Here is a 12,664-nt window from a genome sequence, read left to right on the forward strand (position 1 = left end):
CCATGAACATGCATGAATTAGTGCAAACAAAACGTGCAGAGATTTTGGATCTAGCTGCAAAACATGGAGCATCGGATGTTCGTCTTCTTAGCTCAGTTCCATCGCACGAAGACCAGCCCGACCAGGCAGTCGATTTTTTAGTGACGCTAGATGCTGATCGGAGCCTTCTAGATTACGTCGCGCTTGTGCAAGATTTTGAAGATCTCCTTGGTCGCACTGTCACCGTTTCGACGGTTGAAGGACTGCAAGAAAACTCCAGCGCGCACCTGCTGAAGGAGGCAATTGCTCTGTGAGCGAAGACGGTAAATATCTGAGCGAAATTGTGAACCGAATGCAGCGTATGCAGCGCTATACCCAAAGCGGACGCACGGAGTTTTTTCAGTCCACACTGATTCAGGATGGCGTGATACGCAACTTTGAAGTAATCGGTGAGGCAGTAAAACGGCTTTCTTCAGAGTTAAAGCAAACGTATTTGGATATTCCCTGGCGACTCATTGCAGGCTTTCGAGATGTTTTAATTCATAACTTTTTAGGGATCTCGCTCAGTAGCGTTTGGAACGCAGTGGAGCAGGATTTGCCAGCGTTGAAACGAGCGATCGAACTAATTTTGCAGGAGTTGGATCATGAAGCTTGAGGTCTCCCAACCACAACGGTTGCATCCGCGTTTGGACGCATTTCGCAAACGGTTTAGCGAGGCGCATTTGCATCTGGCGTATCATGCTGCCTTACCGCTGGCGCTGACTCCCGACCTGATGTATCGCCTGTGGGCAAATTTTCAACAAGACACGCAGGGAGAAATGCTCAATATTCCCTGGGTCGCAGTTGCAGATGTATTGCTCTCGAGTTTGTGCGAAGAAGTAGGGCACGAACTCTACGAAATGGATCGGGAAGTCAGGACAGAGTTGCTGAGTCAGTTGCAGCAAGATTCCCGGTTTGGTCAGGTGCGAATTCAGCAACTCTCTGACTTTCTGCTGACCTATGTACAACAGCAGTTGGATAGCCCAGACATTGACGTTCGCGATCGTGCCGAGGCACAACGATGGGCTGCGATCGCCTATACTCAACCCGGTGCAGCCGCCCAAGAACTATCACAAATGCTGTCCAAAACCTACCTACACGACAAGACCGAATGCCTCCGTATTGCCGCGATCGTTGAAACGTTGGCAGATCCCCTCGTTGAGTTTGAGCCACTGCTAGCTGACGCACGGACGAAAGCCAATGCCGTGCGATCGGGCGTAACCGATTCCGTTCCAACTCCACCCAAGTCCCGGAAGAGGCTTTATTGGGCGATCGGCATTACGGTTGTCGCGTTCCTCGCTGTCTTTGCGTATCGCTACATCTCAGTGCCAAAACCATCGCCTACGCCATCACCTTATCCAGAGCGATCGCCTTCCACAGCGTTACCACTGCCCTCAGGCAACCCAACTGTCCCCGCCGCTGCGCCGTTGCCTGCTGCAACCTCTACGCCTGAACCATCAGCAACCCCACAGCAAGCAGACGTACCAGAAAGACCTGCGAAAGCAACAATTGTAGATATTCCCCCAACACCAACTCCTATAGCCACTGATCTGCCAGCACCAGCGCCAGTCTCACCTTCTACTCCTCCACCTGCCCCTTCCAACTCACTGCCAAGTCCATCTCCAACGCCTCCAGAACCCTCACCCTCACCATCCTCAGATGCACAGTGCCTCACGTACAAATGCACTGATGTAACAGATCCAGGCACGTCTGGTGGCGCAAGTCGTTGATTTCATGCGTTTTATGTTGACTGAAAGAGCAAGCGGCAACCACGATTGTGATACGCTGCTGATAGTGCTTTCAGCGAAGAAAAATAACGCTTCTAGATTTTATGCGCCGAGCTACGACCACCACCCTTTTTGCGTCTGTGCTGGCTTACCTCGTTACACCACATTTCCCAGCAAGATCGTTTACTACAAATGTCCTGGCGTTTCATCACCTGCCCACAGTTGCTGATGACCGAAGCCCCTCCAACGCAACAAAAACAGCTCTTCAGCAGCAAGCGCCTCAATTGGCTGCAAATCTTCAGTCAGATCAAGTAACCTACTCGCTCGTCCTGAACGATGATTTCTCTGTGTGGGCTAGTAGCCTTGTCTTTAGCGCGGATGGTCGTACATTGGCTTCTGGCGGTCACTATGAGGTGAGTAAGGGGGCTGTGATTCAAAATGGAGCCAGACTTTGGAAGCTTAACTACGACCCAGATCAGAACCTTAAGATTGACCTTGATCCACGCATCTTCGGCGGCTATGCAAGTATTGTGCGATCGGTAGCGATTAGCCCCGATGGACGCACGCTAGCAACTGGCAGCTACGATGCTCTTGTCAAGCTATGGAACTTAAACCAAGTAGGCGAACAACCGCGTGTTCTGACTGGTCAAAAAAAGGCAATTTACACCGTTGCCTTTAGCGCTGATGGGAAGATTCTGGCGAGTGCTGGGAGAGATCAGCAAATATCTTTGTGGAACCCAACCACCGGAGCAGTGCGTGGCAAACTACCTGAGAACGATGACATTAACTCGATCGCCATCAGCCCAAACAGTCAGCTTGTGGCAAGCGGTAGCAAAGACAAAGCGATTAGATTGTGGGATCTGACCACCGGAAAGCTCTTGCGGACTCTGACAGGTCATGATGGGGAAGTAAATGCAGTGGCGTTCAGCCCCGATGGGCGCACATTGGCAAGCGGTAGTGATGATAAAACCGTCAAACTCTGGAATGTTAACGGTGAACAGTTACATACCCTACTCAAACACTCCGGCAAGGTGAATACAGTTGCGTTTAGTCCTAATGGACGCACCTTAGCCAGTGGCGGCGAAGACACAACCATCAACCTCTGGGACGTGTTCGATGGCGAGCTGCTTTACACACGAGGCAAGCACGATGGCACCGTTTACTCTATTGTCTTTAATCCAGTTGAACCTTACTTTGCCAGTGGCGGGAATGACGGTAAGGTCAGACTGTGGACGTATTGACATTGCCTTGTGATGACAGATGGCAGCGGTTTACGTTTTTGTTTGAGAACCTGGTGGGCTGACTCACGATCGTTCTTACTTTCCTGATGCGATCGCCCCCTCAAGAAAACGAATCGAGCCATCGAGCAAGCGAATTGACTCATTGAGAGAACCTATTGGCTCCTTAAGGAACCGAATTGACCCCTTGAGGAACCGAATTGGGCAATCGAGAAACCGAATCGACTCGTCGAGAGAACGAATTGACCCGTCGATATGAAGTAATGGTAAACGTTACGTCTCTCCATACCCCTATTTTCGCTCTCTGATTAAAGAGTCCTTAAAGCCAACCACTCGTTTATACGTTTTGGGCTGCGATCGGGCACCTTCACCTTGTCCAGCTAAAGCTTCAGGGAATCGAACCATGATTACTCAAAACACCAACAACCGCTTAAGTCCCAGCATCCTGAATTCCGATCAAGACATCTTCCACGGATTGCAGACCATCACTGGCTACACCCCTCATCGCCAGGAAGCTTCCGTCCCCCAGATCGAACAGGCTCAGGCTGAAATGCTGAAACTACAACAGCTCGAAGCCCAACTCAAAGCCCAATATCGTGCGGCGCTTGATGCTGCTCGCATTGCCGAATGGGCATTTCACAACACTATCCTGGAAGCCAAAAACGCCGTGATTGCTCAGTTCGGAGCTGACAGCAGTGAAGCCCAAACCGTTGGACGCAAGAAAAAATCTGCCTACAAGCGTCCTGTACGGCAGAAGAAAGCGGCGTAGTTCTCGCGTTCGTGCGATCGCAACACACGGAGCAAGCAACAAACAAGGCACTGTTTGCTCCATTGTTTTCAAGCCACTGAAGCCTACTTTGCAAGTGGTAGGAAGACGGTAAGGTCAAGTTGGTAGCCTATTGACGCGACTTTTAGATGCTAGTGGCGCGATCGCTCGGCTTCTCAGTCAGAATCGACACCAATCCTTCTCGCGCGAACAAGGTTTAACGTTCAGAACTTTGTAACAATCCGTATCATAGAGGTAAAGCACAACACATTTGATTCATGCTTGCCCAAATCAAAGATCTCGCTGCCAACTTAGCGCCACGTCTGATTAAAATTCGGCGACACCTGCACAGCCACCCTGAACTCAGTGGGCAAGAACAGCAGACAGCGGCATATGTAGCAGGGGTTCTCTCCTCATGTGGGCTTCAGGTCAAAGAAGGAATTGGCAAAGTGGGTGTGGTTGGCGAACTACCCGGTCAAGGGGCTGACAGCCGATTGCTGGCAATCCGTACCGATATGGATGCGTTACCAATTCGTGAGCAAACTGAATTAGCGTTCGCTTCGCGGCAACCCGGAGTGATGCACGCCTGTGGTCATGATGTCCACACCACCGTTGGGCTAGGCACAGCAATGGTGCTATCTCAATTAGGACAAGCCTTGCCGGGTAGTATTCGCTTTCTGTTTCAGTCGGCGGAGGAGATTGCCCAAGGTGCCATGTGGATGGTGCAGGATGGTGTGATGGAGGACGTATCAGGCATTTTATCGGTGCATGTGTTTCCATCGATTCCCGCAGGTGTTGTGGGCATTCGCTATGGCGCGCTGACTGCAGCAGCGGATGATCTGGAACTCACGATTTTGGGCGAGTCGGGACATGGGGCGCGTCCGCATGAGGCGATCGATGCGATCTGGATTGCCTCTCAGATCATTACCACGCTACAGCAAGCCATTAGCCGCACTCAGAACCCCTTGCGTCCTGTTGTGCTGACGATCGGGCAAATCAACGGCGGACGCGCACCCAACGTTATTGCTGATCGGGTGCAGTTATTGGGAACCGTGCGATCGCTCCATCCCGAAACCAGTGCTGCCCTACCTGCCTGGATTGAGCAGATCGTTGCGAACCTCTGCCAGACCTACGGTGCTCGGTATGAACTCAACTATCGACGCGGCACCCCCTCTGTGCAGAATGACAAAGTGTTGACTCAGCTTCTAGAGTCTTCTGCTAGAGCCGCTTGGGGCGCAAAAGGCGTTCAAATCATCCACGAGCCGTCGCTGGGTGCGGAAGATTTTTCGGTGTATTTGCAGCATGCACCAGGCAGCATGTTTCGACTGGGTGTCGGTTTTAGAGAAAAACACAACTACCCCCTTCATCACCCGCAATTTGAGGTGGATGAAACGGCGATCGTCACTGGTGTCGTTACGCTCGCCCACGCTGCCTGTCAATACTGGCAGTCTCCAACGAGTAGTAGTCCATAATCCGCCTGTCGATGGATAAGTGCTGGTGCAGTTCGTTCCATAGTGATAGGAGTAGAGTGAGTAAATGTAAGATGGCAGCAACCACACCGCTGAAAGGACTAGAGCTAGTCGATTGTGCACGAGCAAACGCAAAGCAGGGAGCCGAAACAGCGGCTGAGCTTTGCGGCTATGGTGCCGATCTCAATACGTTCAAGCAGTCGTTGCAGCAAGCCTGTGAGTCGATGGGCGTTGAGTTCCACGAGCTAAGTGATCTGATTACCGACCAGCAGCAGCTCTTGACCCTGGGCGAAGGAGAAATCGTTGCACCCGATTCACCATCAGATCTTTAGACCAGGACTGGTGCCTTTTGACCAAAACCTCACGGCAGGCTTTCCACCTAATTTCAAAAGAGGGCAACAATTCCTACCGCGAAGATCCCATTCCAGACACTGATCGAGAAAAGGGGTTTGAGCGTTGGATTGATTCGGTGATTGGGCTAAATTACGATACGTTCACGTCATCGGTGCTGCTTCTACAGGGGCAGAGCACGCGGCTTTTGGATGTGCCTCCTCCCAAACGCCTGCAAATTCTTAAAGAGTTGGTCAATTTGAGTGCTTATGAGCGGTTACATGCTCGTGTAGAAGAACAGCGTAAAACGATTGAGTCTCAGGTCAAGGCGTTAAGTCATCGTCTGAATGCGATCGCTGCTGTATGCGAAGAAGATCTAATTGCTGCCCAGGTTACCTCGACTCAAGCTCAAACGTCATGGGCTATGGTACAAGCAGATGTTTTGCAGCTAACAAGGTTACTGGAGCAATCGAAACAGTGGGAGCAGCAGCAAGAGAAGTTGCTGAGGCTGCAAGAAGAATTACAAAAACTGTATAGCCTCCTCGATCGCAAAGATGAGATTGAACAGGGAAGCGATCGGTTGCAAAGCTTTAGAGGGTGTTTGAGAAGTCAGGAAGGGCGTAAAAAAGCTCACTCAGTGTAGGCTGCGAATAGCAAATATCTACAGCCCTGAGTGAGCCAGATGAGTAAAGCAGATCCCAGTCACCGCACCCACGCCCAATACGAAGTGTCGTCCTTTCACGGTTGCTTGATGGTGGCGATCGCCGATGCCATCGCACCCCAGATTTTGCCGAAGTATTGTATCGAGATTGAGACGCGAACTTACCGCGATGAAACTGAGAGCGAGTTGTTAGTTGGGATTCCTGACATCGTGGTTTTAGAGTCAAGTGAGTTTCAAGCCTTACCAGGAACCGAAGGAGTAGAGTCATCAGGGGTGGCAACACTTACACTTACTTCTACTACGCCCAAACCTGGTTGCTTGATAGTTTTCAGACCAAGATGATCGAGGTAGGAAACCTGCAAAAAATCCACTAGAGGCTTAATTTTCTGAAGTTTGGCAAGCGATATACTTTGGGAGACGGCTGCCAGCCCTTCGTCGGGGGAGAGTCCAATGATCCATCTCGCTCAATTAATTGCCACATTGATGCAGGTCGTGATCGAAAATACAGGAGCCGAAACTGGTGCTCTGGTTCTCCTGGAAGAGGATCAACTCACTGTAGTAGCTCAATGCAGCGGAAATAGACAGTGTGACGTAGAAAAGCTTGCTGTTGCTGATTGTGCAACGATTCCTGCCTCCATCATTCACTCGGCAGAACGCACTCAAGAAACGCTGGTGCTTGATGATGCCGTCAGCGAATCGTCTTTTTCAACTGATCCTTATATTCAACACCACCAGACGCGATCGCTCCTCTGTCTACCCATTCTCAATCAAAGTCAGTTGATCGGCATCCTTTATTTGGAGAACAATCTCAATACCGGAGTGTTTACTAGCGATCGCTTACAAGTCCTCAAACTATTGATGGCTCAGGCAGCGATTTCACTGGAAAATGCTCGGCTGTATAAACAGTTAGCAGACTATGCCGAAACACTGGAAAGGAAGGTGGAAGCGCAAACTCAAGCCTTGCAGCAGGAGATCGCTGAACGTCAACAAATCGAAGCCGCATTGAGACAAAGTGAAGCAAATTATCGCAACCTGTTACAAACCGCGAATTCAATCATCATTCGCTATGATCTGCAAGGACGGATTCATTACATCAACGATTATGGGATAAAACTTCTTGGCTATGAAGAACATCAGATTCTAGGGCGAACCTTGTTTGAAACCATCATTCCAGACATCGAAATCTCTGGGCGCGATGTCAAACCGATGGTCCACGATTTACTTCGCCATCCTCAAGCGTATCCGCAAGGTGAGGGTGAAAATCTGTGTCGAGACGGTCGGCGAGTTTGGGTTGTTTGGTCGAATCAAGCCATCTTCAATGAACAGGGAGAGGTTATTGAAATCTTATCGGTGGGCAATGACACCACCCAGCGTAGACAAGCAGAAGAGGCATTACAACGCAGTGAAGCCAAGTTCCGAGCGATCTTTGAAAACTCGCAGGTTGGCATCTACCGCACCCGCCTCTCGGATGGATTAATTCTCAATGCCAATCAACGCTATGCCAATCTGCTTGGCTTTGATTCACCAGAAGAAATCATTGGGCTGGAACACACCATCGACTATTTTGTAAATCCCAACGATCGCCAACAGGCAATTGAGGTGATGAAGCGGGATGGGGAAGTGCGAAACTTTGAAACTCAGCTGCGAAAACGAGATGGGACATTGTTCTGGGGACTTTCCTCTGCTTATTTGAATGCAGACGATGGCTACCTCGAAGGAGTGACTGCAGATATTAGCGATCGCAAACAAGCAGAAGAGGCATTACAAGCCTCAGAGTCAAAGCTACGGACTCTCATTGAGGCAATTCCCGATCCGTTATTTGTACTGACTGCTGAAGGGCGATTCCTTGAAATCATCGTACTGGAATCAAATCTGCTCTGGCACCCCTTTGAGGAGATGATTGGTCAAACCATGCATCAACTCGGAAGGGAAGAAGCCGATGAATTTCTAAGTTATATTCAGCAGGTGCTGAGAACCCAACAAATCCTCACAGTCGAGTACAGTGCGTTTTTAAATGGACGAGAAGCCTGGTTTTCGGCTCGCATTGCTCCAATCGCCCACGATCAGGTGATTTGGTTGGCGCGAGATATTACGCTGCAAAAGCAAGCAGAAGCCGCGTTACAAGCTTCTGAAGCAGAACTGCGGGCGCTCGTTTCAGCCATTCCCGATCCGCTGTGTATCTTCAATGCTGAAGGGCAATTAGTCTGTGCAATCAAAGGAAATCCATCCTATGGAGAGGAGTATAGGGAGGAGTATACTGGCAAAACACTGTATCAACTTTATGCTAAAGAACAAGCTGATGAATTCCTGAATTATATTCAGCAGGTGGTGAGAACCCAACAAGTTCTGACCGTTGAATACAGCGAGTGGATAGCTGGGCGAGAAATCTGGTTTTCGGCTCGCATTGCCCCAATTCAGCACGAGCAGGTGATTTGGTTGGCGCGAGATATTACGCCGCAAAAGCAAGCAGAAGCAGCTTCAATTTTGGAAGAACGTAACCGCATGGCACGCGAGATTCACGACACACTGGCTCAGGCGTTTACAGGCATTCTGGCTCAGGTCGGAGCGGCAAAACAGGTGCTAACGGATGATTTAGAAGCAACTCAGGCACATCTAGACTTGATCAAAGAATTGGCACGAACCGGACTGATTGAAGCACGGCGATCGGTTGTCGCGCTCCGTCCTCAGCTTTTGGAGGAAGGCAGTCTACAGAGCGCTCTCCATCGTCTCGTCGCTCAACTCAGAACTGCCGCACTAGATACCACTTTGTCTTATGAGATTGAGGGTGCAGTGTATGCTCTACCGACTGAAGTCGAGAGTAACCTACTGCGGATTGGGCAGGAAGCCTTAACCAATGCGATTAGACACGCCAATGCTGACGAAATTCGAGTGGAGCTAGTCTACGATCGCAATCAGTTTTGCTTGCGCGTGAAAGACAACGGGCAGGGCTTTGGAGTTGGGAGTATGCCAGCCTCTGAGGGTTTTGGTTTATTAGGCATGAGCGAACGGGCAGAGCGCATCGGCGCACAACTCACGATTCGGAGTCAACCTGGGCAGGGAACAGAGATTATCGTAGTCGTTGGGGTGTAGGGTGTGGGGTGCAGGGTGTGGGGTGTAGGGTATGGGTAAGTTAGAGAGTTATCGTGATTTGGAGGTTTGGAGAGTGTCAATGCGATTGGCAAAGGAAGTTTATCAAGCAACAGAAGCACTACCAAAGCATGAAATCTATGGACTAACTTCACAGATTCGTAGAGCCTGTGTTTCTGTGCCTGCCAACATTGCTGAGGGATATGGGAGAAATCATCGTAAGGAATATCTTCAGTTTCTCGGTATTGCAAATGGAAGTCTCAAAGAACTAGAAACCTTGCTTCTCCTTGCTAATAGTTTAAATTATATTGATGACATTACTGAATTGATGAGTTTGTGTGAAAGCACGGGACGGTTACTCAGTCGTCTTCGTCAAAGTCTTCAAAGGGGGATAGACAATTGACACACCTTACACCCCACACCCCACACCCTAGAGACTTCTCCACACCCCACACCCCACACCCCACACCCCCGATTCGAGTTTTGATTGCAGATGATCACGCCATTTTTCGGCAAGGATTAGCCACGATTATTAACCGTGACCCAGAGATGCAGGTGATTGCCCAAGCCGAAAATGGGGAACAGGCGATCGCGCTATTTGAGGAACACCAACCGGATGTCACGCTCATGGATCTGCGAATGCCGGGTGTGGAAGGCGTTGCCGCCATTGGTGCAATTTGTGCGACTACTAAATCGGCTCGGATTATTGTACTGACCACGTATGATAGCGACGAAGATATCTATCGGGGCTTGCAGGCAGGCGCAAAAGGATACCTGTTGAAAGAAACTGAGCCGGATGAGCTTCTGAATGCCATTCGTACCGTTCATCGGGGTCAGCAGTATATTCCGCCCGATGTAGGAGCCAAGTTGGTGCAGCGCCTCAGTAATCCAGAACTGAGTGAAAGAGAACTGGCTGTACTTCGTTCACTGGCACAGGGGATGAGTAATGCTGAGATTGCGACTGCTTTAAGTATCGGTGAAGGCACTGTTAAATCCCATGTCAATCGGATTTTGAATAAGTTAGATGTGAGCGATCGCACCCAAGCTGTAATTGTTGCCGTTAAACGCGGAATCGTCTGTTTGTAGAACTTTCGATCAAACTCGGATTCTAACTTGAGTTATAACCTACCTTCTATTTTGGGTTAGAGCAATTGCTCCACCGATTTGTACTGTAAAAAATTTAACTCACTGTAGACGACAACTAAAAGTCAATTGCCTATATTAATTCATGTGGATTGAGCAAGTGAATTGCAAGGTTCCAGGCTTGATACAGATGTAGAAAGATGATCGGCGACCATAGTTCCAGTTTTTTAGTTGTGCCAGCTTCAACCCAAGATCACAGTCAAGGTGTGCTAAGTGCCGCCGTGGTGTTAGTGATGTATGGGGACTACCAATGTTCTAGAAGCGCGGATGTTTACCGATTAATTAAAGCCATTCGGCAAGAGCTGAGTGTTTCTCTTGGAGAGGATTATTTATGTTGTATCTTCCGCCATTTTCCACAGATCCAGATTCATCCTCAGTCTCAACGTGCGGCTCAGGCAGCCGAAGCTGCCGCTGCCCAAAGTCAGTTTTGGCAGATGCACGATAGTTTGTTCAACCATTACCAAGCACTAGGAAACGGCTATCTTGTCGAGTATGCCAATCAGCTTGGACTAGACATTCCCCAGTTTTTACAACAGTTGTCTCAACAGACGCACCTCGATCGCATTAATCAAAATATCGAAAGTGGAATACGCAGCGGAGTGACCGACGCTCCAGCCCTATTTATCAATAACATCCGGTATACCGCACGCTGGCGAATGGCAGAGTTGATGACAGCCATTGTTGCTGCAAGTCACTAAGCTCTATTCATATCTGACTTGTTTGTGAGTGCTAGTAAGTTATCTAATGCGTGATAGCTAGTTTTTGCCTGTTTTGTTGAACAACTTGCCAAGTTTTGAACCATGCTAACCACTACAACACCAACCATTGAATGCAAGCGCAAAGGTCTAACACACCTCCAATTGCAACAAGTACTCGACTATATTCAGACCCACCTCGATTCGGCAGAGCCGACGCTAGGCGAACGAGATTTGTCACTGGTCGAACTTGCAGAGGCGCTGAATCTTAGTCCGCCTTACTTTACCACTGCATTCAAACAAGCAATGGGAGTTTCACCGCACCAGTACGTGATTCAACAGCGGTTGGAACGAGTGAAATTGATGCTGTTGTAAACGAACTTAGCAATACGTGCTACGCACAGGCTACGCCAACGCAGACATTGCCTCACAAGTCGGCTTCTCCAGCCAGAGTCATTTGACACAACAGTTTAAGCGCCTGACTGGAATGACCCCAAAACAGATTCGCTAACTCGATCACGCACGAGTCAAGGAGACAAAGATGAAGTTTAAAGCAATCACAGGAAGGCAGGGATGCGGAACGGACGTGAAAGACGCGACTTACGTGGAGGCTGCCGGGTGGGGGAAGTATCGGTGGTGGCGGTATGTTCTAGGGCTGATGATCATCCTCTTTGCATGGATGGTCGCCGCCAACTTTGCCAGTGCGATCGTTGCACTCGCGATCGGCGGTCAGGAGGGTGTCGCAGCATTTAGTCGGCTGGATTACGCTGCGTTCGGTCCCGTATGGGGCTTCGTCGTGGTCATGGCGGGTTTCCCGGTGTTCCTCGCTGGAATCCTCATCGCCGTCACCCTCATTCACCAGCGTCATCCCCGAACGCTCGTTACGGCGCGGGAGCAGATCAGTTGGCATCGCATCGGTCACGGCTTCGTGGCTGGGTTCGTGCCCTGGGTTCTGATAGGCGGGCTGGGGCAGTACCTCCTCTACCCCGATACCTTCTCCTTCAACTCCGACCTGAAGACGTTCGCGCTCTTCGTGCCGATCGCGCTAATCCTTACTGCGATCCAGACGACCACCGAGGAGCTTTTCTTTCGCGGGTACATCGTGCAGGGCGCGAGCCTGATCTGGTCGAACCGCGTGTTTCTGGCGATCGTGTCGGCTGTGATCTTCACCCTGCCGCACGCCACCAATCCAGAGTCACAGGAGGGTGGCTGGATCGGGATGTTCCTCGGACTCTTCGTCGGCACGGGTCTGCTGTTTGCGATCGTTTCATTGATCGACGGCACGACTGAGCTTGCGATCGGCGCACACTTCGCCAACAACATCGCGTACTTTCTCTTGTTCAACTGGTCTGGAAGCTTTTTCGCTGCACCAGCCCTGTTCAGCATCAGCGAGTACCATGCAAGATTCTACGACATCATCTCCCTCGTGCTGATTCCCGTTTTCCTGGCGATCGCCTACAAGGTGTTCAAATACGATAAGTCATCCGAACCCGTTTTCCAAAGCGATCGAATTGGTCGTCGGTGATCTCG

At 50.1% G+C, this 12,664-nt stretch carries 16 protein-coding genes; all 16 read left to right on the forward strand.

Features of this window, described 5'->3' with window-relative positions:
• The first annotated feature begins 2 nt into the window (after nt 1-2).
• Entirely contained in the window at nt 3-293 is a 291-nt protein-coding gene (locus AC5JO6_RS00545; RefSeq protein WP_496079078.1) for a nucleotidyltransferase family protein, read from the forward strand.
• Nucleotides 290-634 carry a HepT-like ribonuclease domain-containing protein gene (locus tag AC5JO6_RS00550; RefSeq protein ID WP_496079079.1) on the forward strand — a complete coding sequence of 115 codons (345 nt, stop codon included), beginning with the start codon at nt 290-292 and terminating at the stop codon, nt 632-634. Before AC5JO6_RS00545 ends, AC5JO6_RS00550 begins: the two co-directional genes overlap by 4 nt.
• Nucleotides 624-1,748, forward strand: coding sequence for a hypothetical protein (locus tag AC5JO6_RS00555; RefSeq protein ID WP_496079080.1), 1,125 nt, complete (start codon nt 624-626; stop codon nt 1,746-1,748). Before AC5JO6_RS00550 ends, AC5JO6_RS00555 begins: the two co-directional genes overlap by 11 nt.
• Before the next feature lie 101 nt (nt 1,749-1,849).
• Nucleotides 1,850-2,986, forward strand: coding sequence for a WD40 repeat domain-containing protein (locus AC5JO6_RS00560; protein ID WP_496079081.1), 1,137 nt, complete (start codon nt 1,850-1,852; stop codon nt 2,984-2,986).
• Between the two features lie 400 nt (nt 2,987-3,386).
• Nucleotides 3,387-3,752 carry a hypothetical protein gene (locus AC5JO6_RS00565; protein ID WP_496079082.1) on the forward strand — a complete coding sequence of 122 codons (366 nt, stop codon included), beginning with the start codon at nt 3,387-3,389 and terminating at the stop codon, nt 3,750-3,752.
• Nucleotides 3,753-4,027: 275 nt separating this feature from the next.
• Nucleotides 4,028-5,221: a M20 family metallopeptidase gene (locus tag AC5JO6_RS00570; RefSeq protein WP_496079083.1), complete on the forward strand. Its 1,194-nt coding sequence runs from the start codon at nt 4,028-4,030 to the stop codon at nt 5,219-5,221.
• A gap of 71 nt (nt 5,222-5,292) precedes the next feature.
• A complete protein-coding gene (locus tag AC5JO6_RS00575) occupies nt 5,293-5,550 on the forward strand; it encodes a hypothetical protein (RefSeq protein ID WP_496079136.1) in 258 nt (85 codons plus the stop codon).
• Between the two features lie 17 nt (nt 5,551-5,567).
• A complete protein-coding gene (locus AC5JO6_RS00580; protein ID WP_496079084.1) occupies nt 5,568-6,191 on the forward strand; it encodes a hypothetical protein in 624 nt (207 codons plus the stop codon).
• Between the two features lie 39 nt (nt 6,192-6,230).
• On the forward strand, nt 6,231-6,551 hold the full coding sequence (locus AC5JO6_RS00585) for a DUF4058 family protein (protein WP_496079085.1): 321 nt from the start codon (nt 6,231-6,233) through the stop codon (nt 6,549-6,551).
• Nucleotides 6,552-6,602: 51 nt separating this feature from the next.
• Nucleotides 6,603-9,299 (forward strand): sensor histidine kinase, encoded by a 2,697-nt coding sequence (locus AC5JO6_RS00590; protein WP_496079086.1) that lies wholly within the window; start codon nt 6,603-6,605, stop codon nt 9,297-9,299.
• 31 nt (nt 9,300-9,330) lie between these two features.
• A complete protein-coding gene (locus AC5JO6_RS00595; protein ID WP_496079087.1) occupies nt 9,331-9,699 on the forward strand; it encodes a four helix bundle protein in 369 nt (122 codons plus the stop codon).
• A 71-nt stretch (nt 9,700-9,770) separates the two neighbouring features.
• A complete protein-coding gene (locus AC5JO6_RS00600; RefSeq protein WP_496079137.1) occupies nt 9,771-10,382 on the forward strand; it encodes a response regulator in 612 nt (203 codons plus the stop codon).
• A 197-nt stretch (nt 10,383-10,579) separates the two neighbouring features.
• Nucleotides 10,580-11,137, forward strand: a complete 558-nt coding sequence (locus tag AC5JO6_RS00605; RefSeq protein WP_496079088.1) for a DsbA family protein — start codon at nt 10,580-10,582, stop codon at nt 11,135-11,137.
• Nucleotides 11,138-11,239: 102 nt separating this feature from the next.
• Nucleotides 11,240-11,509: an AraC family transcriptional regulator gene (locus AC5JO6_RS00610; RefSeq protein ID WP_496079089.1), complete on the forward strand. Its 270-nt coding sequence runs from the start codon at nt 11,240-11,242 to the stop codon at nt 11,507-11,509.
• 16 nt (nt 11,510-11,525) lie between these two features.
• Nucleotides 11,526-11,645: a helix-turn-helix domain-containing protein gene (locus AC5JO6_RS00615; protein ID WP_496079090.1), complete on the forward strand. Its 120-nt coding sequence runs from the start codon at nt 11,526-11,528 to the stop codon at nt 11,643-11,645.
• Nucleotides 11,646-11,675: 30 nt separating this feature from the next.
• Nucleotides 11,676-12,659 carry a CPBP family intramembrane glutamic endopeptidase gene (locus tag AC5JO6_RS00620; protein WP_496079091.1) on the forward strand — a complete coding sequence of 328 codons (984 nt, stop codon included), beginning with the start codon at nt 11,676-11,678 and terminating at the stop codon, nt 12,657-12,659.
• Nucleotides 12,660-12,664 lie beyond the last annotated feature (5 nt).

Source organism: Tildeniella sp., from assembly GCF_059505325.1.